This is a genomic window from Rubripirellula obstinata (genome assembly GCF_001642955.1).
In the GTDB taxonomy this organism is placed as follows: domain Bacteria; phylum Planctomycetota; class Planctomycetia; order Pirellulales; family Pirellulaceae; genus Rubripirellula; species Rubripirellula obstinata.
On sequence record NZ_LWSK01000091.1, the window covers coordinates 1 to 22,434 of the forward strand.

General features: G+C 53.9%; 21 protein-coding genes and 1 tRNA gene. 9 read left to right on the plus strand and 13 right to left on the minus strand.

Annotation, left to right across the window (positions count from 1 at the left end; genetic code table 11):
* Positions 1 to 640: 640 nt before the first annotated feature.
* The 9 genes from RC85_RS18585 to RC85_RS18635 all read right to left on the minus strand — a co-directional run bounded on the left by RC85_RS18585 (position 641) and on the right by RC85_RS18635 (position 12,203).
* On the minus strand, positions 641 to 1,093 hold the full coding sequence (locus RC85_RS18585; protein WP_084422827.1) for a TadE/TadG family type IV pilus assembly protein: 453 nt from the start codon (positions 1,091 to 1,093) through the stop codon (positions 641 to 643).
* A gap of 52 nt (positions 1,094 to 1,145) precedes the next feature.
* On the minus strand, positions 1,146 to 2,216 hold the full coding sequence (locus RC85_RS18590) for a vWA domain-containing protein (RefSeq protein WP_235033217.1): 1,071 nt from the start codon (positions 2,214 to 2,216) through the stop codon (positions 1,146 to 1,148).
* Between the two features lie 9 nt (positions 2,217 to 2,225).
* The gene (locus RC85_RS18595; RefSeq protein ID WP_084422828.1) at positions 2,226 to 2,663 is read right to left on the minus strand and encodes a TadE/TadG family type IV pilus assembly protein; all 438 of its coding nucleotides are present in this window, start codon (positions 2,661 to 2,663) and stop codon (positions 2,226 to 2,228) included.
* Between the two features lie 49 nt (positions 2,664 to 2,712).
* Positions 2,713 to 3,174 (minus strand): hypothetical protein, encoded by a 462-nt coding sequence (locus tag RC85_RS18600; RefSeq protein ID WP_068265551.1) that lies wholly within the window; start codon positions 3,172 to 3,174, stop codon positions 2,713 to 2,715.
* A 283-nt stretch (positions 3,175 to 3,457) separates the two neighbouring features.
* Positions 3,458 to 4,969, minus strand: coding sequence for a GNAT family N-acetyltransferase (locus tag RC85_RS18605; RefSeq protein WP_420852606.1), 1,512 nt, complete (start codon positions 4,967 to 4,969; stop codon positions 3,458 to 3,460).
* A gap of 350 nt (positions 4,970 to 5,319) precedes the next feature.
* On the minus strand, positions 5,320 to 7,341 hold the full coding sequence (speA, locus tag RC85_RS18610) for a biosynthetic arginine decarboxylase (protein WP_084422824.1): 2,022 nt from the start codon (positions 7,339 to 7,341) through the stop codon (positions 5,320 to 5,322).
* Positions 7,342 to 7,518: 177 nt separating this feature from the next.
* Positions 7,519 to 8,352: a glycosyltransferase family 2 protein gene (locus RC85_RS18615; protein ID WP_084422825.1), complete on the minus strand. Its 834-nt coding sequence runs from the start codon at positions 8,350 to 8,352 to the stop codon at positions 7,519 to 7,521.
* A 1,120-nt stretch (positions 8,353 to 9,472) separates the two neighbouring features.
* Positions 9,473 to 11,359, minus strand: coding sequence for a Y-family DNA polymerase (locus RC85_RS18630; protein ID WP_149752667.1), 1,887 nt, complete (start codon positions 11,357 to 11,359; stop codon positions 9,473 to 9,475).
* On the minus strand, positions 11,253 to 12,203 hold the full coding sequence (locus RC85_RS18635; protein ID WP_068265560.1) for an ImuA family protein: 951 nt from the start codon (positions 12,201 to 12,203) through the stop codon (positions 11,253 to 11,255). The genes RC85_RS18630 and RC85_RS18635 overlap by 107 nt, the downstream gene beginning before the upstream one ends.
* Positions 12,204 to 12,439: 236 nt before the next feature.
* On the opposite strand from RC85_RS18635, the gene RC85_RS18645 reads away from it, so the two are divergent.
* On the plus strand, positions 12,440 to 12,757 hold the full coding sequence (locus RC85_RS18645) for a lipopolysaccharide assembly protein LapA domain-containing protein (RefSeq protein ID WP_068265563.1): 318 nt from the start codon (positions 12,440 to 12,442) through the stop codon (positions 12,755 to 12,757).
* 251 nt (positions 12,758 to 13,008) lie between these two features.
* Here the strand turns inward: RC85_RS18645 and RC85_RS18655 are convergent, their stop codons facing one another.
* On the minus strand, positions 13,009 to 13,290 hold the full coding sequence (locus RC85_RS18655; protein ID WP_068265567.1) for a hypothetical protein: 282 nt from the start codon (positions 13,288 to 13,290) through the stop codon (positions 13,009 to 13,011).
* 265 nt (positions 13,291 to 13,555) lie between these two features.
* Here RC85_RS18655 and hflX point away from each other — a divergent pair, with 265 nt between their 5' ends.
* Positions 13,556 to 14,944 (plus strand): GTPase HflX, encoded by a 1,389-nt coding sequence (hflX, locus tag RC85_RS18660; protein ID WP_068265569.1) that lies wholly within the window; start codon positions 13,556 to 13,558, stop codon positions 14,942 to 14,944.
* Positions 14,945 to 14,971: 27 nt separating this feature from the next.
* Positions 14,972 to 15,763, plus strand: a complete 792-nt coding sequence (locus RC85_RS18665; RefSeq protein WP_068265570.1) for an SDR family NAD(P)-dependent oxidoreductase — start codon at positions 14,972 to 14,974, stop codon at positions 15,761 to 15,763.
* Between the two features lie 141 nt (positions 15,764 to 15,904).
* Here the strand turns inward: RC85_RS18665 and RC85_RS18670 are convergent, their stop codons facing one another.
* From RC85_RS18670 to RC85_RS28290, 3 genes are all read right to left on the minus strand, one after another.
* Entirely contained in the window at positions 15,905 to 16,444 is a 540-nt protein-coding gene (locus RC85_RS18670) for a 3-hydroxyacyl-ACP dehydratase FabZ family protein (RefSeq protein WP_068265573.1), read from the minus strand.
* Between the two features lie 9 nt (positions 16,445 to 16,453).
* Positions 16,454 to 16,552 carry a 50S ribosomal protein bL37 gene (locus tag RC85_RS29055; RefSeq protein ID WP_420821374.1) on the minus strand — a complete coding sequence of 33 codons (99 nt, stop codon included), beginning with the start codon at positions 16,550 to 16,552 and terminating at the stop codon, positions 16,454 to 16,456.
* Positions 16,553 to 16,715: 163 nt separating this feature from the next.
* Positions 16,716 to 17,894, minus strand: a complete 1,179-nt coding sequence (locus RC85_RS28290; RefSeq protein WP_200836750.1) for a hypothetical protein — start codon at positions 17,892 to 17,894, stop codon at positions 16,716 to 16,718.
* A gap of 435 nt (positions 17,895 to 18,329) precedes the next feature.
* On the opposite strand from RC85_RS28290, the gene RC85_RS18680 reads away from it, so the two are divergent.
* The 6 genes from RC85_RS18680 (at position 18,330) to RC85_RS18705 (ending at position 21,986) form a co-directional block, all read left to right on the plus strand.
* The gene (locus tag RC85_RS18680; RefSeq protein WP_068265575.1) at positions 18,330 to 18,959 is read left to right on the plus strand and encodes a 50S ribosomal protein L25; all 630 of its coding nucleotides are present in this window, start codon (positions 18,330 to 18,332) and stop codon (positions 18,957 to 18,959) included.
* A 121-nt stretch (positions 18,960 to 19,080) separates the two neighbouring features.
* A complete protein-coding gene (gene pth, locus RC85_RS18685; RefSeq protein WP_068265577.1) occupies positions 19,081 to 19,764 on the plus strand; it encodes an aminoacyl-tRNA hydrolase in 684 nt (227 codons plus the stop codon).
* Between the two features lie 187 nt (positions 19,765 to 19,951).
* On the plus strand, positions 19,952 to 20,362 hold the full coding sequence (rpsF, locus tag RC85_RS18690) for a 30S ribosomal protein S6 (protein WP_149753095.1): 411 nt from the start codon (positions 19,952 to 19,954) through the stop codon (positions 20,360 to 20,362).
* A gap of 27 nt (positions 20,363 to 20,389) precedes the next feature.
* Positions 20,390 to 20,986, plus strand: a complete 597-nt coding sequence (gene ssb / locus RC85_RS18695; RefSeq protein ID WP_068265582.1) for a single-stranded DNA-binding protein — start codon at positions 20,390 to 20,392, stop codon at positions 20,984 to 20,986.
* 51 nt (positions 20,987 to 21,037) lie between these two features.
* A complete protein-coding gene (rplI, locus tag RC85_RS18700) occupies positions 21,038 to 21,568 on the plus strand; it encodes a 50S ribosomal protein L9 (protein WP_068265585.1) in 531 nt (176 codons plus the stop codon).
* Positions 21,569 to 21,904: 336 nt separating this feature from the next.
* A tRNA-Leu gene (locus RC85_RS18705) sits at positions 21,905 to 21,986 on the plus strand.
* Positions 21,987 to 22,434: the final 448 nt, after the last annotated feature.

Sequence of the window (22,434 nt, forward strand, 5' to 3'; positions counted from 1 at the left end):
GATTTAGCGGCCCAGCTGCTGGCCGTAAGGCCTCGGGAAGTGTGGCAACGGCACATTTCCCTGATCGCCAGCATGTAGGCCGTAGCGAGCCATAGCGAGCCATAGCGAGTTACGGCGGTGCGCAAATTGCCGTAACTCGCTATGGCTCGCTACGGCCTACTTTCAAGGGTCGCTAGCAGACTCTGATGAAAATGCAGGTGATCACGAAGGTAGGTCGTACCAACGGTGCTCTTTGAAGACATCGATTGTGGAACACACCGGATTTGTCGGGTTGCTACAAGTCGACAAAGACACATTTTCATCACCCCAGCCTCGGGCAGTGTGGTATGCCCGGCCGCTTACGCGTCGCGGCTCACAGTTTGGCCAGCAGTCTGCTTTGGTTTCGCCATGTGTCGTAAAGCCCGGCCGCTTACGCGTCGCGGCTCACAGTTTGGCCAGCCAGTCTGCTTTGGTTTCGCCATGTGTCGTAAGCCCGGCCGCTTACGCGTCGCGGCTCACAGTTTGGCCAGCCAGTCTGCTTTGGTTTCGCCATGTGTCGTATGACGAGATTGACGAGTTTGCGCGCCACTGATGGCACCATTTGAGCTAGACGTTCGCGATCGCGTGGCGGCTGATCAGAGTGGCGGTGCCAACCCGTTTCCTAACGAATGCCTTCGCGACGAAGCGTCAATTCGCGAACGATTGTTCCGCCTGCGGTAAATCCATTCGGGATGTAACTGTTTTCGTCCAACGGAATCGAAACAACGACGGTAACTTCATCGGTGTCGCGATCGATCGCTGCGGGGCTGACATTCACATCAACGCTGGAAACCCCAAGAGTCGCCATCACTGTGCGAGCCTGATCTTGCACCTCGGCGACGGTTGCACCGGGGATGATTCCGACGCGGCATGCTTCGTAAACCGCGTTGTCGGCGGTGTGCCGAATCATTGCCACTCGGCATAGTTCCAGCGAAGTAAAGAACAAAGCGAACAACAGCGTCGAAACCAAGGCAAACTCAACTGCCGCGGCTCCCTTGCGATTGGGCTTTGTGCTTCCAATCGAGGATCCACGTTGTTGTTGGATGCGACTTGGTCGCTGTGTTACTGTCTTCATCATGTCATCTCAGGTTCTAGAGAACTCAGTTTCAATCGTTTGTGATCCGCAACTACTTCGTCATCATCGTGCTTAGCGTTAACGCGATTTCACGATAGATTTCGGCCAGTTGATCGCCGTTGTCTGCATGGAAGTGTCTGCCGCCGCCAATGTTGGCAACGTCAATCATGCGAGGCCGATCAGCATCGGTACCAAAGGTGATGGTGTGAATGATGACGCCGTCATCAGCCAGTGTCGTTGCAACGGCGGCGGGTTCAGGACCGCGATTGTGACGACCATCCGTCATCACAATCAAAGTACGCTCAACGAATTCCGGACTACGGCTTCGATCCATCAAGTTGGAACCGGCCTGCATTCCACGCGAAATACTGGTGAAACCACCGACGGGAAGGGCCGCCATCGCCTCGCTGATCTCAGTCAAATCACCCGTCAATTCGACGTCCTCGGACGCAGTGTCGTTGTAGGACGACAAACCAACTTGCTCGTCCACAGGCGTGCTGCTGAGCGTTGCAATGAAGATATTAATTGCATTGACCAGTTCATTAAACTTCTGTCCAGCCATCGAACCACTGCGGTCGACCACCAAGACGATATCACGTTCAATGTAAGACGCGGTTGAGCTGGTTTGTGGTTCAAAAACGTTGACGTCAAAAAAACCACCAAAGAACAATGGCACGGGCCCCGAAAGCGATCCAGCAACGCGTCGTCCATCGACTTGGACACTATTGCTTGGGCTTCCGCCAGCATTGAAGTCAAATTTACCGGACACCAATTCAGTGCTACGTCCAAACGTGAACTCTGATGCATCCACCAGTAACGGTTCGCCGTTAACACGGTTGGCGGCTGCGATTTGTTGGCCGCGTTGAATCGCTGCACCGCGATCCAGCGATGTCGATAGTTCGATCGCAGCAGCTTTGGATGCGGCATCGGTGGCCGAACGTAATTCGGTGCGGGTCAATTGCATGAATGCAATGTCAACCGAGAAGGCGACTGCGACCATGAAGCCGACCAGCATGATCAGGATCAGAACCAGCATCGCTCCGCGTCTAGCTTTGGGGCGTGTTGCTTTAGGTTGGCGTGCTGGAGCAAAAATTTGGTTTACTTGTTTTAGTTGATTTGACATCAGTTTCGATTATTCCTTCAGCATCACGACGCGGGCGGTTAAGTCTCGGTTTGGAATGAACTGTCCCACCAGCGGGCTGTTGGTAGCCGTGGGAGCGGACACTTCAATCACTATTTCTTCCCCGCGTGCGAAGCTGGCGGTATCACCGCCTGGGAAGTTGACGCTAAAGTCCGTAACGCCACGGGAGTTCAAAATGTTGTTAACGCGGTCCTCCGCATTGGTATTGCCTGACCCAACTCGAACGGCTTCGCGAATCCCTTCGTACGCAGCCGCGTTAAGCGACTGTTTCAGGAAGATAAAGCTGGAAGCTTCAATCGAACCAAATACCAAGATCACCAACACTGGCAAGCAAACCGCCAATTCGACGGTCGCAAGTCCACGCCGGCGACGGGCATGGTTTGGGGAACTTGTTTCTGTACAGCTATGTTTTTTTTGTTTGATTCGCATCGACAATGGACCGGTCAAAGAAAAGATAATGGGATCGATCTAAATCGGTTTACGACTTGTCGGTTGCGGCGGTGTCTTCGCCGGTTGCCGGTTGCATCGGAACGCCATGCTTGGAAAGAATTGTGTTGAAGTTCGATGCGATTTCTTGCCAATAATCATTGGTTCGGAAATGCAGCGGCTTTACCGCCACACCACGACTGGCATCGGCCAGTGTTGAACGCAGCCGAAGGATGGGCCCGGCGAAACGGTTGGTCAGTTTCAGTGTGTCCCAGACAAATGCTGGGATCAGTGCCATCGTGATGATGAAGAAAGGCAGGAACCTTTTCATCGTGTCTGCAAAGGTTTGTCCCCAACCAGCGTCGGGTTGCTCGAACAAGCGAATCCAAATCGTGAGTGCCAGGGCATTGCAGACGAAAAACACGACCCAGTGGACGGCAATTTTCTTAAGCACGCCGCCTTGGACTTCGGGATCGACCAGGGCGATGCGTCGTTTGGTGTTGGCTTGGCTCACGGTAGCTCTGCTTCTGTTTTAAAAGACGGTATTCAGACGAAGGGTGATTCAGCCGGAATTCACGTCCATGAAAACGGAACAAGATCCCAGCTCATTGAACCTACGACACAGAACCGATCGATGAGTCCGATCAGGAAGAAAATGACGCCAGGAAACCGAACCCAGTCGTCAAAAAAAAGAAATTAGAGTGGTTCAGCCTGAATGTTTCGCCAAGGCAACACAGTGCAAAACCAGAACAACCGCTACAGCCGCACTCTGGTGAAGGATCGGTAGTGCCGCTGGTTCAGGATTTTGCCGGTTCGGATTCCTGCCGCAACGACGTCACTTCATAGAGATCAGTCCGACGATCTTTCCAATTTGTGACGCTGCCGCGTTGCCGATGCCGCTTCAGAAGTTCTAGGTCCACGTCATGGATGATGACGGTTTCGATGTTTGCATTGGCTTCGGCCCCAATGCCGTCTCTCGCAAAGGTTACGTCACAGGGCGTGAAGATCGCTGATTGAGCGTAGTGGATATCCGCATTTTCAACGAACGGCAAATTGCCGGTGCATCCCGCGATCGCGACATAGACATCGTTCTCGACACACCTAGCGGCGGCGCAAGTTCGTACGCGTTGGAAACCGCTTTGAGTGTCAGTGTTGAACGGCACAAAGATGATGTCCGCGCCGCGGGCGGCGGCCAACCGACCTAGTTCCGGGAATTCACAATCGTAACAAACCTGAATCGCAATTTTGCCGCAATCAGTGTCGAAGACTTCCATTGACGGTCCGCCTTCGACGCCCCACCAAGTTCGTTCGCTAGGCGTGATGTGAAGCTTGTACTGCTTGTCAATTTTCCCGTCGCGGTGAAACAGAAACGCGACGTTAAACAAACGCTCTTCTTCGACAACGAAGTGAGATCCAGCGATGATATTGGTGTCAAACTTCACCGCCATGTCCGAAAAGATTTCCAGGATTTGTGGTGTGAAATCAGCGAGCCGTCGTGCTGCTTCGCCTGGTCGCAGAGCTGGAATGATGGACAGCAATTGAGTTGAAAACAGCTCGGGGAATAGCAAGAAATCGCATTTGTAATCCCCAGCAACATCGACAAAGTATCGGATTTGGCTGGCGAATTCATCAAAGTCGCCAATCGAACGCATTTGGTATTGGACCGCGCCGATGCGAACCGGACGAACGGTTCGGCGGTGTCGCCGTTTGCTGGCTGGTGCGTAGTCAAGGTTCCGCCATTCCAGAAAAGTCGCGTACCCACAGCTCTCGGTATCCGTGGGCAGGTAATTACTAAGAAGTCCTTGCAGCGAAAAACCGTTGGAGATTTGTGGAGTTAATACAGGATCGAAGATCGACTTGTTCACCACGCGGTCAACGTATTCAGACGCCTTCAGCTTATCAGCGAACTTGTGGTAACCGGGGATACGACCGCCGACAATCATCTGCTCGACGTTGCGGCTTCGGCAAAGATCTTTGCGAGCGTCATAGAGGCGGCGTGACAATCGCATGCCGCGGAAATCCGGATCCACCATGATCTCGATCCCGTAAAGCGTATCGCCATCGGGTTTGTGATTTCTGATGTAACCCGAGTCGGCTGTTTTTTTCCAGTCGTGCCATTCCAGGTCGTCGTCATAATCCAGCAGCAAGCAACTGCTGCTGGCCACCAAGCGACCATCGCACTCGACCACCAATTGGCCTTCAGGAAACTGGGCCAATTGGCTTTCAATTTGATCCTTCCCCCACGGCTCCATCTCGCCAAAGCATTTCTTTTGAATGGCAACCAGCGTTTCGTAATCATCAATCCGCATGGGGCGAACGATTAACGCTCGTTCAAATTCAGATACGTCAAAATCGGGTTCGCTTTGATCGCTAGTGTCTGAAAGCGACACGTGGTCGATGGGGTTGGAAAGATCCATAAATGCGGCAAGCCACAACAAGAAAAAGGGCGTAAAGGGAAAAAGAGGAAAGGTGATCCGAGCTAAGGAACTGTCCTGAAACAAGTTCCGTATTTGGCGAAATTTTTCGTAGCTGGGCCCGCCAGGGTTCAGTCGGGTACAGCTAATGATGGCCTGAGCAGGAACTGAGCAGGAACTGAGCAGGAGCTGAGCCCTGGCGGGCCCAGCTACGGGAAAATCGGGAAGTTGTATTGTGACAGTTCCTAAGCTTCAGCAATGACCGTAATTTGTTCGCGGTCCGGAATATTTGAAACGGGCGGGGCGACCGCTTCTTTGGGCGACGGCGTCAGGTAGGTGTAACCCGAAAGCGCCTTTTCAAATGCCGCGATCGTTTGCCCGGCTTGTTGATGGCTGATCCGTTGATCGGAAATCGCGTCCTCGACCGACTCCTGAATTCGTTCCATCAACTCGCGATCTTCGTACTGGACGTAGCCCAAGACCTCGGAAACTGTGTCACCCTTTACAATCGAGCGGATTTTGGCGGCATTGCCTTCGCATTCGACATGCACCGCATGGGTGTCGCCAAAAAGGTTGTGGAGATCGCCCAGGATTTCCTGGTAAGCGCCCACCATAAAAACCGCTAGTTGGTAAGATTCGCCGGATTGAATGGGATGCAATTTCAGGGTTTTTGTTCGGCCTTCTCCGCAAACAAACGAATCAACTTTGCCATCGCTGTCACAGGTGATATCCCCAAGGACCGCATGCCGAGTTGGCTCTTCGCTTAACCGGTGAATGGGCATGATTGGGAACAGTTGATCGATGGCCCATGCATCGGGCATGGATTGGAAAAGTGAAAAGTTGACGAAGTAGATGTCGGAAAGCATTCGGTCCAAGTGCTTCAGTTCGGATGACACCGATTCTTGCGTTTCCGAAATTGAACGGATGCGATGGCAGAGTGCAAAGTACAGGTTCTCCGCTGCAACGCGCTGTTCCAGCGGCAAATACCCGCCGCTGAACAAGTTCATGCAAAGGTCCAGCGAAACCTGCGCATCGTGAAAGGTTTCCATCATGTTGGTCGGTGTCAGCCCATTGAATCCAAGCCACAGATCATGAACGGGTTGTTCGTAGTGTTCCGGTGGGCCTTCGACTTCGTCGCCGGATTCGTTGTCGTTTGCTTCGGCCCAATCAGGGATGACGGGTTTGCCTTGCGACGTCACGCCAATGGTTTCCATCACCAACACACTGTGCTGTGCTGCGACGGCACGGCCGCTTTCGGAGATCAGTTGTGGGTGCGGCACACCGGCTTCGTCGCAAACGCTTTGCACGTGATAGACCACGTCGTTGGCGTATTCTTGAATCGTGTAATTCATGCTGGATTCGGTGTCAGTGCGAGAACCGTCATAGTCCACGCCCAACCCGCCGCCAACGTCAAGATACTGAAGCCCCGCACCGCGCCGCTGAAGATCAACGTAGATTCGTGCCGCTTCCAGGATCGCGGATTTCAGTTGACGAATGTTTCCGATTTGGCTGCCAACATGAAAGTGCAGCAACTGAAAACAATCGGCCAAGTCCATCGCGATCAAACGATCCAGCGCGGCAAGGACTTCGGCGACCGTCAAACCAAACTTGCTACGGTAACCGCCACTGGCTTGCCATCGTCCGCTACCGCGAGTAGCCAACTTGACTCGCATGCCAAAGGTTGGACGCACACCGATTTCCGCGGCGACGCGAAGGATCAAATCCAGCTCGCTGGCTTTTTCGATGACTGGAATCACCGTGCGCCCGAAACGCTGGGCCATCATCGCCAATCGAATGAATTCTTCGTCCTTGAAACCGTTGCAGATAATTGGAACGCTGGGGCTGCTCATCGCGACCGCAGCCAACAGTTCGGGTTTGCTGCCCGCTTCGATGCCGAACCCTAGCTTGGCACCCTCGCTGACGATTTGCTGAACAACTTCGCGCTGCTGATTCACCTTGATCGGGAAAACGCATCGATAGCGATTTTGGTAACCGTAATCTTGAATCGATTTTGCAAAGCACTGATCAAGTTGTTGCAGTCGGTCTCTGAGGATTCCGTTGAATCGCAACAAAACCGGAAGCTCCAACCCGCGGTCTTGCAAGCTGTCAACGATGCTCTTCAGATCGATCGACGATTCCGCGGAACGATCCGGCGAGACGACAATGTTGCCGTCATCGGAAATTGAAAAATATCCGTCACCCCAACGTTCAATTCCATACAACGAGGATGCGTCTTGGGTCGTCCAGTGTTTCGTCGTCTGCTTCAAGGGAGTTCACTTTCGTTTGCTTACGCTGGTTTCCTGCATGATTCGTTGCAGGCCGAGTTTGATTGCATCCCAGATTGTCTTGTGATCCGAATCATCGTCAACGGCGAAACGCACATAATTGGCAGTTTTCGGGTTCGTGGATCACGCCGACGCGGTAAGAAACGGTGAGTCTAAACGTTACCGCCGAAAGAGACCGTATTTCAGGATGCATCGAATGGCACTGACGCCATCTCGCCAGCCGATTTTTTTTCCATCGTCGTACCAACGATGGTGATACCGAATCGGTCGCTCGGTGAATTCAAGGCCCGCACGTGCCCACCGCGCCGTCAACTCGATCTCGATGCCAAAGCGGCGTTCTTGCAGATCGCCCAAGATCATTTCAAAGCTTTCCCGCCGCGCCATTTTGTAGCAGGTTTCGACGTCGCTAAGCCGTATGCCAATCGCAATGCTGGCCAGCAGCGTCAGTCCATTGTTGACGCTTTGGTGCCACCACGGTGAAAGCGATCGATCACAGTGGCCGTAGCGAGTCCCGTAAGCCACGTCCGCTTCGCCCGCCAGGATTGGTTGCAGCAGCAAGCGAAAGTCGGCCGGGTCGTATTCACGGTCCGCGTCTTGAATCACGATCACATCACCCGTGGCAACTTTGATGCCGGTGCGGATGGCGGCACCTTTGCCTTGGTTGACTGGATGATTTAACAAAATGATATCGTCATCGGATTCGAAAGGTTTGACAGCTTCCGCGGTTCCATCGTCGCTGCCGTCGTCAATCAGAATCATTTGCAACGGCAGTCCTGTTTTTCGCAGTCGATCGACGACGGAACCGATTGTTTTGCATTCATTGAAAACAGGAACGATGACTGACAAAACAAAATTATTTGGCAGAGGAAAAATCGCTAACTGTCGGCAAACGCTCGGTCCCAATTGAGATTGCATTCGTTGAAATGCTTCATCGCTCCAATCATGCGACACCGTGCTTGCGTTGTCACGAAGAGGCTGAAGATTATCGGGCATGTTTTTTGACAGTTCTTGAGTACGTTTGCGATGTTCGACAAGATGTTTGGAAACAAATTTTTTTTCAACATCATCGCGCAGTGTTTTACTTTGTTTTGAACAAGTGTGATGTCAGAAATCAAAATTGTCTTTCAGATTGTTGTTGACATCTTTGTTGGTCAACGCAACATTCATTGACGATTCAACGAGACGAGTTTGCGAGCTTTTTTTTCGCGGCTTGTCAATTTTCGAGCCTTCAGGAGACGCGTGTTATGCGCCGTTTGAAACCCACTGTTTTGTGTGTTCCCAACAACCCGCTGACCACGTGTCAATTGCTCTTTCTCGACTTCGAAACGCCGCCTGGACCATGGTGACGTTTCTGGCTCGGTTCGGTTGACCTGACCGTCCATCGCGCCACTGTTGAAGTCACGATCCTAGAATTCTGTCGCTAGAGTTCTGTCGTTGGGATTTAGGCAAGTTGAAATTGAAACTTTCCACGTTCTTTTGTTGCAAATCGATGAGACATTGTCTGGGTTTTTTTCCCAGTCTTTCGGATCGGTTTGCTTTTTGACGTCCACGCTGGTCCGAATGAGTCGGATCTTTGGGAACCACGCAACGAATGCGTGGATAAATACTTGGGTGGGCCGAACGGATTTGGCCGGCAGATTCGATCATTTGTTTCTGCGTTGAGGGAATGACCACCTTTTTTGTTTTTGTTTTGAACCTAGTTCAGCTTGTGTTTTGTTCCCGTTCAGGGACAGAATTGCGGCAAAATACGATATCAAAAACTCACGGCCGGTTGAGCATGATGCTTAACCGGCCGCTTTTTTAGCCGGAAATTGTGGGCCTTGTGGAGCTTATGCGACACACGGCAACCTTGCTGGCACGCCGTGTTTCGCAGAGTTCCACACGGCCGACAAGGTAGCGTTCCCAGAGCAGCCATCTTTTTTTTTTGCGGTGCCACGCTGGTTTCTCCGCGTCCTCTTTTGAAGACCAAATGGAACATCGTATCCGTTTTTCGTCTGCCGTATTTTTTTCGATTCGCGTGCTTGCACCTGTTCGTTTTCCTAGGGGACTCGATTGGAAAGTAATTCTGAATTCGTTAGCTGGTTGAGTGCTTGGGCGCTTGATGAAAAGAAGCCTAAGAAAATCGGCCATGCAGAACCCATCGATACTGGCCAGGTTGCTGGTTGCCAGGTTGCTGGTGACGCTGATCCTGGTTGCAAAGCGAGAAATCGCGATAAACCCACCACCACTGCTGGCGATCAGTTTCGATGCGGAAATAATCACGCCTTATCGAAGGGCCGCTCCACCAGCCGGTTTCAATTCGCTCGGGGCCCCATGATCGCAGCACGCGATAAGCAACATTGTGCAACAGAAAGCGATCAGGCAGATCGACTGATGAAGCAGTGTGACAAAATGAACCGTCTTCCCCGGCGACCAATAGCGTTAGCGGTGACTCCATCAGGGACAAGGGACGCCGCATCGCATCGCTTGCCTGAGGATGATGGGCCGAATTACCAGAGTACTGATTGTCAGAATACTGATTGTCAGAATACTGGGCGATTTGCCTTGGCCCACCGCGTTGCCTTGGCCCACCGCGTTGCCTTGGCATCGGGTTGCCGGCTAACGGGATCGTTCGATAGGCCGTTTCGGGAAGCGGATCTTTTCGCAACTGAACCCGGACGACTTGATCGCGACCCAAACGGTTGCTAAGCGAATCAACGAGGCGGCTGATGGAAGAGCCGGCGGTTGCTTTCCGGCTTTCTAGCGAATCGCCCAGCAGCGAAATTTGAGTGGTCCGAATTGGCCCGCTTAAGTTGACAGTCAATGTGATGCAATTAACGTCGGCAGGCAAACGAAGAGTTTCTAAACGACTGGAAAGCAAACCGCAAAGATGATCGGCATCGGTCGTCGGAGCAAAGAGACCGACTTGAAGGATCAGTGGCGGGTGGACCAACAGGTCCAGGCGACATGTGATGCGTAGTGCCCCACGCTTGCGTGTCGCCAAGCCCGCCCTGATCTTTTCCATCAATCGAGCGATTCGATCTTGCAGGATCGCGAGGTCGGAAGTCGGGTATTGAAGCTTCCATTTTTCGCAGTGTTCAATGGGAACGCGATGAACCACCAGCGGCGGATCAGACTCACCAAGAACCTCTTGAATCCGCTGCACCAGTAATGGTCCCAGCCGCGAAGCCAATCCGCTGCGAGGCAGTCTTAGCAGTTGGCCAATGTTGGCGATGCCCAAGCGATCGAGCGACTTCGCAGTCGGTTCGTCAATGCGAAGCGTCGTGATGCAAAGAGGTTCGATGAACGATTTTGCAGTTCCAGCATCCTGCGACGGCACGACCTGCGACGGCACAATGGTGCATCGTGGTGGCAGGTGATCTTGCGATTTTGTGATTGCGGTTCTGATTTGGTCGGTCATGCCATGCGCGACCGCCCATGCGGTTCCCTGGTGATCGGCGATCGCCATCCGCGCGGCCAAGCCCATTGAATCAAGCATTTGAGTGATCGACGTCAGCAACTCCGCTTCCCCGCCATGCAAATGTGCGATGCCGCTGATTTCGCAGATCAGCGATTCGCTTTGGTGACGCGGGTAACCCGACCAAGGTTTTTTGTCGATCGCTTCGATCGACACCAACGGCGAAACATGGTGATGAAACTTTTCGGCCAGTTGCTGCAGCACTTCTAAGTCTTCGCCAGGATCGTGCGGCAGAACTTTTGGCAAAGCGTTCTTTGAATCCTGAACCTGTTTAGCCACACAGAGTTCGCCGGCTTGGGCGACCGGCATTCCGATTCGCACGCCCGCCGATCGAGCCTTGGGGCAACATGCCAAGACACGACGTCCACGCCGTTGATGTTCTCCCCAAATTAGGATCGGAGCATGTTCGGCTTTTTCGCTGTTATTTTCGTCATGCTCAAGCTCGTCTTTTTCGTTCAGGCAGCGAATTGATTCCAGCGCCTGTTGATGACGCCTTCGTTGGATGGGCCAATTGGGAAGCCAGACGCACAGCAGCCGATTCATGAGATGGCATCCTTGATGCGGACGTGTTGAACTGGTCCGTATGTACTTGGTCCGTATGTATTTGGCCAGCGTCGTCCATCGTTACCTGCACTTGTCGTCCAGTGCCGATTCCAGCATGCGATCCTTGGCATCGGTCCAGAGTAAGTGTCCATGTGGGAAGCGATGAATGAAGTGAGTGATTTTGTTTTGAGATCGCGACGTGAAAACGTACTTCGGCAAACGTTGGTCGCCCGCGAACCGAACGTGGACGAACCAGAAAGCCCGTCGTGTGTCCTTCTTCGGCCGCCAGTTGAAAACGTCTGGCGTCGCGATCGTCCAGCCAAGCACCGACCGAAGCCCAGACCGCGGAAACTCCGGTGCAACGCAGCGCTTGGTCAATCGACCAAACGGCGTCTGCGGTTGTTGCCGGGCGCACCCAAATGATTTTTGATGGATCGATGCCCACGGCGGCTGCGGCGGGCGGGTAGAAATGGTTGCGGTCAGCGACAACGACCAGCGTGCCTTTCTTCTCGCGACGCGACGCGATTGCCAACGACAAGGCGGCCGCTCCACAGGCGTCTCCATCGGCGACCCATTCGCTGATCGCATCGACCCGCAACCCCGCGCCTCGCAATCCGGTTCCGGGCAACAATCGGTCAATCGCTTCGCTGCCGGTCGAAAACGTCTCTTTCTTTCCGCCGTGATTCGCCGCTGTCGTGATGCCGTGAACTCGGCCACGCAGTTGTTGCAGCAATTGTTCGTGCTTCGTTGCCGCAGGTTTGGCGGATGCCGTTTTCCTTGGCTTGGGCTCTGCTTTGACCGTTTGCGGCTTTGCCCTAAGCTGAGGTGCCGCAGTTTTCGTCATCACGGCTTTTGCTACCGCAGTTGTTACCGCTGTTGTTGTTGCTGCAGTTGTCGTTGCTGCAGTTGTCCTTATCGGGGCAAGAAACCCAAATGTCTGTTGAACGGCCATTGAAACTGATTTCTCCTTTTCCCTGGCTGATCGGTTTGAGTAAAGTCAATGGATGAGGAAGCATTCATTTGCTAGCAAACAAATGAACTCGTGTACAGTATTCTCGATCGGCCTTTGAGGCAACCCAGATGCAGAAAATCCGCTGGTTCTTTTTGATCCTGGCTATCGTTTTGATGATCGCGATGGCGGTCCAGAACAACGGGATGCAGGTGATTCGCCTATTCACGTTCGAAACTCGCGAAATGCCGCTGTCGGTTTTGCTGCTAGCGACCACCGGAATTGGCTTTTTGATGGGGGCACTGGTAACGGTGTCCATGCTGCGAAGTCGGCGGAAAAAGGAAAAGGAACGCGAGCGACAAGCCAAAGCGGCTTCCAATGAAGAGGCCAGCCCAAAGCCTGAACCCGCGATGGAAGACGATGCTGCCAGTAAGTTGGGAGAGCAGTAGGTCTGACCAGGTCTGACGAAAGCTCATTGAAAGAGGCAAGCTAAGCCGTGTTTAGTTATGTCGTCACCTACGAATAAGGCAGCGATTGCAAGTTGCAAATTGAACAATGCAAATTGCGAATTTTTCGTCCAGGGCTGCGTGCTTCATTTGGCAATTTGCAATGTTCATCTTGCAATTTGCAATCATCCCGGGGACTCCACAGAGCTGCCCAAAACACTTTCAACAGGCCTAGCCAGGATTCCGGCACCGAACTACTTGGCACGGCGACTCGATCGTCGCTGACTTTGTCGCTTCTGTTGCTGCTCTTGTCGCTGAGCCGCCATTAAGTCGTGTCGCAGCAGCACCAGACGAGCGAGATCGCCCATGCGGTTGAGGCCGCGAACATGAGGTTCTGGGATGTCGGTTTCGATGGCTGTTTGATTATCAGTTCCGCGAAGCGACTCGGTTGCAGTCGCCGAAACCGGGGATGCGGCAGGGGCGACGGCAGTGAAAGGAGCAACAGCAGTGTCGGTAAACAGAAGCATTTGAGTCATGGCATTGCCTGGGGCGAAAGGTGATGTGATCTGACAACACATGCATTCTTCGCTACCCCTGTGACACGTCTGGTCACTGCTCGCCCATAGAATCCGGAAAACTGGGGAATCCGGAAAACCGGGCAATCCGAAAAACCGGCCAACCCCGCTAAAACTAAACCGAGCGAACCCCCTGTCCGCCTTTGTGCTCCTTGGTGACGGACTATAATATAAGACCCACGAAACCTTTTCCGCCTGCCCGCCCACGGGAGACCACGCCGCTATCGTGCAAAAAACACACAAGGTCCTTGACGACGCTCCCGAGCGAAGTGTCTTGGCCCGGTTGATCACCCCGAGCGACAAGCCCGAGATCGATCCGCTGGAGGAACTTCATGGTTTGGCGACCACCGCAGGAACCGAGGTCGTCGATGAACTGGTCCAGCGCCGATCTTCCGCTGACCATTCAACTTATCTGGGCAAGGGCAAGGTCGAAGAACTGCGTTTGATGGTGGAACGCCACGACGCTGACATGGTCATCTTCGACAACGATCTGACGCCCGCGCAAACCCGCAATCTTGAAAAATCAGTTGGCACCAAAGTTCTCGATCGCACCGAACTGATCCTGGACATCTTTGCCGCCGGCGCGCGAACGCACGAATCGCGTCTGGCGATCGAACTGGCGCAACTTCAGTATCAATTGCCGCGACTCAAACGCATGTGGACTCACTTGTCTCGCCAAGCGATGGGCGTCGGCATGCGTGGTCCAGGTGAAAAGCAATTGGAAGTTGACCGCCGGCTCGCTCAAAAAAGAATTTCGGATTTGCGTAGCGAGTTAAAGGAAGTCGAAGAGCGGCGCGAGCGGCAAGTGGCTGCGAGAAAAGAAGCGCCGACGGTTTCTTTGGTCGGCTACACCAACGCAGGCAAGAGCACGTTGATGAATGCGTTGACCGATGCGTCGGTGTTGGCCCAAGACAAACTGTTCGCCACGCTAGACACTCGGACGCGGCGTTGGGCGCTGAACGGTTGGGGGACGGTGTTGCTTTCCGACACCGTCGGTTTTATTCGCGACCTGCCGCACTCGTTGGTCGCCAGCTTCAAATCAACACTTGAAGAAACTCGCCAAGCGGATTTGTTGCTGCACGTTGCCGACGCCAGCAGCCCCACCGTGTTTGAACAAATCGCAGCGGTCTATAAGGTGCTGACCGAATTAGGCATCGAGGAAAAAGACACGTTGCTGGTCCTGAACAAAATCGACGCGATCCCTAATCCGCTGATCCTGAATCGAGTTTTGGATCGTTACCCCAACGCGATCCCAGTCAGCGCGCGGGCCAGCAAGGGGTTGTCATTGCTGGTCGAAGCAGTCGGCGAAGCACTGGGCCGCGAGTTCCTGGATATCGAAGTCGAAGTTGATCCTTCGGACGGCAAGCTGTTGTCTTATTTGTCAGAGAAAGGCGAAGTCGTTTCGCGAGAATTTGGAAACCAGATGACGGTCGTTCATGTTCGCATGCCTGCCGGTTCGATGGGGCCAGTCCACAAGTCGGCCAAGTCAATCACGCCGGTCACTTTCGATCGCGACAAACCCGAAAGCGAGACGTCACCGGATGCTTCATCGGATGCGTCATCGGATACTTCATCGGATACTTCACCGGATACTTCGTCGAGTGACGTGGCTTAGTTGGATTCAGGCCGGTAAGAAGGCTGCATGCGTTTCAAACCAGAGAATTCGATCGCCATCGTGACCGGTGCCAGCAGTGGTATCGGGAAATGTTTGTGCGAACTGCTTGTTGCTCGCGGTGCGACGGTGGTGGCGACAGCGCGGCGACAGCATCGGCTGGACGATCTGGTCCAATCAACACTTAAATCAACACTGGGGCCAGGATCCATCATTCCGGTTGTCGGCGATTTAACCGATCCGATGGTGCGCCGGAAAGTGATCGATGTCGCGTGCCAAGTCGATGGCGGGCGCATCGATTTGTTGATCAACAATGCGGGCATCGGCGCGATCGGGCCTTTCGCTGACGCGTCGGCCGAACGACTTCGGCAAATCATGGAGGTCAACTTTTTTGCGCCGTTAGAGCTGACCCGATCTTGCTTGCCGTTTCTGCGAAAAGGTCGCTCGCCAGTGATTTGCAACATCGGCAGCGTCCTGGGGCACCGCGCCGTTCCAAACAAAAGTGAGTACTGCGCGAGCAAGTTTGCGATGCACGGTTTCAGTGATTCACTGCGAGCGGAATTGGTGACCGATAACATTCAAGTCACCTTGGTCAGCCCCAGCACAACCCGCAGCGAGTTCTTTGATTCGCTGGTCGACACCGAAGCTGGGCAATCGTCCAAGAGTTTCGGAAGCTGGCCGCCTGAAAAGGTCGCCAGAACGACACTCGCCGCGATCCAAGCACGTCGCAGCGAGGTGATTTTGAGTCTAGGTGGCAAAGCATTGGTCTACGCAGACCGCATCGCTCCGCCGATCATGAACGCAATCCTAGGCGTCCGCTGAACAGAGTTTTGTAGGCCGTAGCGCTTCTGTAGGCCGTAGCGAGTGGAGCGAGTTACGGCAGTTGCATCGCTGCCGTAACTCGCTGCGCTCGCTACGGCCTACTTTAGGGCTGCCGTTCGTCTTGCCACAAACGAGTTCACGTCAGGTCGTGGCTTTTTTTTGGGCCAGCATTTCTTCGACGGCGGCGACTGGGATTGGGATGCCTTTGAGCGTGCCCTCCACCACCATGCTGCCATCAACGACGCCTTGAAAGGCGGCCACGATCATTCGGCTGCGTCGCACTTTGAGTAGTCTGACCATCAGGATCAGTTGGTCGCCCGGCGTCACAATTCCGCGAAATTTGACATCATCGACTCCGCCAAAGCCGACCATCTCGGCACCCAGAAGGTCATTCTTTTGGCTATAGAAACTTGAAAGCTGAGCGACGGCTTCCAGCATAACCACACCTGGCATGATTGGCATGCCGGGCATGTGACCTCGCACCCAAAATTCATCCTCGCCAACTTCCTTCAAGGCAGCACAGACGTTCAGCTCGGTATCCTCGTACAGGATCGCCGTCAACTGTTCCATCTCGTGCCGCTGAGGATTCTGGACCCGGATCGCTTCGATGTCGGCGATCGGGTTTTCCAGGTCCAGTAGCTCCAAGTCGATGATGAATTTACCCTTGGGTGTTACCGTCATCTTGGGATCCTAAGTCTTGATCTTTTTGCGCTTTGCCTTGCGAGCCTTCGCACTTGCGGGACGACGACCGTGATTGGCCTTTTTGATTTTGTGTTGTGGCTTTGCCATTGATAAATCTCTTCTGGTGAAAAACGTCTGTTTTTGGAAGCTTGACAGGATAACAGCTTTTACGGCCTAGCGACAGTCGCTGCTGGACCGCTGATCATGCTGCCCGCGGATCCGCAAATTGGTCGCCGTGCTGGCCCAGCGTCTTCATAGCGAGATCGTCGTCTTAGTAGCGAGCTCGTCCGCTGCCTTGGTAGGGGGCGTTCAATCGCGACATTCCCATTTCTGGCTGAGCTTGAGCCGCGCTGTATCGGCCGCTTTTACGCACCGAAGGTGGGACCATCGGAGTGATTGCTGGAGCCCGTTTGGGTGCCGCAGGTGTCGCGCTGCGAGGGCTAAGCTGCCCAATCGCGAGTTGCCCGTTCGCGAGTTGCCCGTTCGCGTCGTCGCGTTGCACAGCGGTATCCTGTTTCTTGCGTTGGTACCATCCATCGGAACTCGACGAGGAATCGGCTAGCGAGGCCAGCGCGGTGCCGCGTGCTGGTTCGTTTAGCTCGGTTGGTGCGGGAAGGACGCGATTTCCAGCAGGTGCGGGGATTTCCTCGACTGCCGAAGCTTGAGCGATTCGACTCGGTGCATCGACCTTGGCGAACTTGCCGACCGGACCGCTGCCTTCGGACACCCAGGCGAGCCAATAATCTTGCAATTCAGCAAGCGAATCATAGCCGTAGTGTTTGCGTATGTTTTCGGTCCACGAAGGATGCTGCATATAGTCTTGCAGGAATGCGATGAACGTTCTGGCGTCTTTCTGGGCGATCAAAAATCGGCATACCGAATATCCCTGGGCGTACATCGGCAGAACATCGTTTGGGTATTCCGTCAGCAAGAACAACTGGTTCATCGCGATGCCGCGGCGGGTGCTTAGGAATTCGCGTAGCTTTGCTTCGTGCTTGCTGCGTTCGGCTTCATGTTCGACGGTTGTGCAGATTCCTTCATCAGCCCAGCGAGGCAGCGGGCGACCGAAGTGAGTCGCCAAAATCGTGTGCGTGACTTCGTGAGGCAGGACGCTGTCGAGAATTCGCTCGGGTGTTCCGACGACTTCCATTTGGAAATCACGCACCGGGGCTCGGTTGTAAGTCGTGACGCCTTGGGCGGCCAAAGTGGGCCCAGCGATGACGCGGATTGGGCATGGCGTTGGCCAAGCTGGCAGTCGTTTTCCCAGCCAATAGGTCGCCAAATCGTCGCGATAACGTTCAGCCGATTCGCCAACCGATTTTGCGAGAGCAGGCGTGGGGGCCTGAACGATGAAATTCTGAGTGCGAAATCCGGCACCGTTGGCGTCGCAAATCAAGGCCAACATCAGTCCGGCAAACGCCGCACTGGCAACAAAAAATCTGGCATCCATGCCGTCTTGGCTCCGTTCCATGGGGAAGGCGATCGCTCGCTGGGGCCCAGCTACCATTCATTGCAGCCACCAACCATCGAGCGGGACGGAGTGTAGGGCAAAGCAGAGAACTGCCGAAACCCGAATCCCTGAACTTGCGAGCGATTGTGTTGCGGGCAAGCAAATCGGCCGGAAGTTCAAAAGTAGGCCGTAGCGAGTGAAGCGAGTTACGGCAGTGATCGGGCAAAGTGCCGTAACTCGCTTCACTCGCTACGGCCTACAAAAGAGATGCCGATTTGGATGCCTGCAACCTACCAGCCCCAAGCTAGCCCCGAACAATTGCTCTTTGGGCTTGTATGCAATCCGCGTTCCGCCATACTTAGCGGCCAGAAAAAATGCTGGGGCTCTGACGAGTTCCTCCCCCCCAAGACAATTAATTGAGACAAGGCTTTCCCGATGGCAGAAGTGCTGGAAGTTGAACGACGAGAAAAAGTAGGCTCCGCGGCCACCACGCGACTTCGCCGTGAAGGCAAAGTTCCTGCCGTTTTGTATGGTCACGGCGAAAGCAATGAACACTTGGCTGTCCCCAAGGTTCAGGTCAGCACATTGATCCGCCACCATAGTAAAACCGTGGAATTGAAGGGTGCTGTAGCCGAAACCGCACTCGTTAACCACATTCACTGGGATCCTTTGGGCATCGAAGTCCTTCACCTGGACTTGATCCGCGTCAACCTGAAAGAAGAAGTCGAAGTGACCGTCGCGATTCATACTCGTGGTGAATCGGTAGGCGTTCGCAACGGCGGCATGCTGCTGGAAAACATGCACGAAGTCGATATCCGTTGTCCCGCTGGTTCGATTCCAGATGCTTTGGACGTGGACGTATCTGAGTTGGACTTGGGTGCTCACTTGACCGCTGGCGATTTGGAATTGCCCGAGGGCGTCATCCTGGTCACCGAGACTGATGCAGTGATTGTTCGCATCGAAGAGCCCAAGGGATCATCCGATGACGACGAAGCTGAATCGGGTATCGGTGCTGAGCCCGAAGTCATCGCCAAGGGTGGCGATTCGGACGAATCAGACGCATAGAGCCTGATTGTTCATCACCCGAATGCCTAGTCGAGAGATGTAAGCGGAATCCTTCGTTTGCGTGTTCGGGGTGCGAGAATGATTGCACTTTGCAACAAAAACTAAACGCTGTGGTTGTGTCGTGAAGCTGATCGTTGGCCTGGGGAATCCTGGCAAAAAATACGAGCAAACGCGGCACAACGTCGGCTTCGATGTGGTTGCAAAAGTTGCCGCATTGACCTCCGCCAGCCCATCGAAAACTCGCTTCGAGGGCGAATTTGCTGAGGCGATGATCGGCAGTGAGAAAGTTGTCATGCTTTGGCCCCAAACCTACATGAACGCCAGTGGTCAGAGCGTTCGTAAGGCAATCGATTTCTTCAAGCTGGCCGACCAGGATTTGCTGGTCGTGTGTGACGATCTGGATCTACCGGTGGGTCGCTTGCGATTCAAGAAAGATGGATCCGCCGGCGGACAGAAAGGGATTGCTGACACAATTCGGCACTTGCGAAGCGAGTCGTTTTCACGTTTGAAAGTTGGCATCGGCCGGCCACCCGCGGGCTGGGAAACGGCGGATTATGTGCTGGGGCGATTTGGAAACAAAGAAGCTGAAACGATCGAAACGATCACCACTACAGCCGCGAAGGCCGTCATCGATTGGGTGAATTTAGGCGTGGTCGAGGCGATGAATCACTACAATTCGGTCGGAAAGCCGCCGCCAAAGCCCAAAGTGAAACGACCGCAACCCAAACAGCAGCAAAACCCGGCTGACGACGCCACCGACGCCCCAGATCCAAGCGAATCATCAGCGAAACGAAATAAAGATTGAATTCGACTCCTTCTGGGCATGACGAAACACGGTTCAATCGCTAAACTCCCGGATCAAAAATTGCTGGCAAGGCCAATGCGACTGATCCGCAGCCTTGCGAGCACCGAAGCGAACGCTTCAAGAAGCTAGAAGCAAAACAGATCAATTTACGGTTTACCGAACAACGTCTATCCGAAGAGACCGACCCATCGTGGCAAGAAACACTTACGAAACGCTGCTGATTCTGGACAGCAATCTTTACGCTCGCGATCCTGGTGGCGTTAGTGCCCAGGTCAGCGACATCATCACGGAAGCTGGTGGCGAGGTGCTGGTCAGTCGCTTGTGGATGGAGCAAAAGCTTGCTTATCCAATCGACAAGCATCAAAAAGGCACCTACTGGCTGACTTATTTTGAGATGGAAGGTGTCGATTTGCCAAAAATCGACCGTGCTTTCCATTTGTGCGAGCCCGTTTTGCGTCAGTTGACTTTGAAGCTGGAGCCAAGATTGATCGAGCCGATTTTGGCGAACGCTCGCGGCGAAGCTGTCAAGGTTTCCGCGTTGGCCGAGGAATCCACCGAAGGCGACGAGGCTTCCACCGAAGCGGAAGCACCAGCCTAACGCTGGGGTTTGCCGGAGCAATCGTTTATGGCTAGTTACAACCGAGTGATCGTGGTCGGGAATCTGACCCGTGATATCGAGCTTCGTTATACGCCCGGCGGGACCGCCGTGGCCGATATTGCGATCGCTGTCAATGAACGACGGAAATCAGCTAGCGGCGAATGGGTCGAAGAAGTAACTTTCATCGACGTCACGATGTGGGGGCGAACGGCGGAAGTGGCAAGCGAGTATCTCGGCAAAGGGTCGCCGATCCTGGTCGAGGGCCGATTGAAGCAGGAACGATGGGAGAGCGAAGGCAAGAAGCGAAGCAAGCTGAAAGTGGTTTGTGACCGAATGCAAATGCTAAGCGGAACGACAGGACCAGGGGATTCAGGACGGTCTGATTCAAACCAATCAAGTAGCAGCGGGCATGACAATCGTTCGCCTCAGCAATCCTCGGCAAGCATGGCTCATGCCGGTGACAGCGGCGCAACGATGTCTTCCAGTAGTAACGCATCGCAGGTACACGAATCTTCGGCTCATCAATCAACGCAAGATCAAGCAACACAAGATCAAGCAGGGCAGCGTGATGCTCAACCCACCGGTGACGGACCGGGCTATGACGAACCAGACATTCCGTTCTAAGAACATTTCAAAACACTTTTAAACGAATTAAATTCCAGTCCGAGTTCTGACATGGCAACCAAACAACGATCTCAAATGTTCAAACGCCTTCCCAAGGGCGAAACCGGTGGCGTGCAATTGCTGCTGATTCACAACGTCGAACATTTGGGCAAGCAAGGCGACATCATCGAAGTCAAGCCTGGCTTTGCACTGAATTACCTGCTACCGCAAGGCCTAGCCACGGTTGCTACTGATCACCACAAGCGAATGGTCGAAAAGCACCGCGAAAAATTGCGTGCGATCGAACTGGAAAAGCTCAGCAGCTACCGCAAGCAAGCCAACGAATTGGCGGCTCAATCAATCACGATCGAAGCCAACGCCAACGACGAAGGCCACCTGTACGGCAGCGTCGGTCCTCACGAGATCGTCGATGCACTCAAGGGTGCCGGGTTCACTCTGGCGACCGACCAAATTCGCCTGGACGGGCCTTTGAAAGAACTTGGTCTGTACACGGTTAAGGTTCACTTGCACAGCGAAGTTGATGCAAGCGTCAAGGTCTGGGTGGTTCCAACTGTTACTGGCGACGAGTCGTCGGCGTCTTAAACGGCGGCTTTAGTTGCGGCTTTCGTTGCAGGGAAATCGCTGGAATGGCACTAATCCTCTGGACAGCTATTGTGTCGCGTTCGAGAAAGCGCTACTCTGTCGCACCAATGGCCCAATGGTCCTGAATCGCCGCAGATAATGCTACTGAGTTTGTGGTGTCGATTAACGGAAGGTAGAAAACGAAATTGTTGGAATGCGTCGCTTGGAGGGAAATTGCCCCTTTCCTCTGAGTTTGATGCGACAGGGGCCTCAACTGCCCCTGAGGCCCCTGTCATTTTTCCAACATTAAAGTTTCTGCAAGGTGGGGCATTCGAGAACGCGAGTTTTCATAAACTCGGGGCTGTGGCGGAACTGGCAGACGCGCTAGATTTAGGATCTAGTTCCCTCGGGAGTGCAGGTTCGATTCCTGTCAGCCCTATTGATTTGTCTATCGGATGAATCGCAAAGGACGCCGCGTGATCATTCACTCGGCGTCTTTTTTTCTGTAAGCACGCTTGTTGAGAACCTTCGGGATCGCCTGCAACCAACCCCGTAGCTGATCCCGCCAGGGCTCAGTCGCAGCGCTACACGCTTGTTAGAAGGTAGGGCATCACCAAGTCTGCGTAGGCCGGAACAAGCTCTGCGCAGTTCCGGCCTACGATGTTTAACCGCGTTGGGCATCGCCCCGCGCGTTGTGCGGCCCCGGACGCGCGGGGCGATGCCCACGCGGTTAAACGATTTAAACCGCGTTGGGTATCGCCCTGGTCCGCTAAAAGTTTGGGGTTGTGGAGTTATCGGCTTGCGCCGTTTTTATCCTGTCTCACCATCGAAGGTCTTAGCCCAGAGGGCGGCAGATCTTTGCCGGTGGCGTCAGCCCTCGTTGTTAT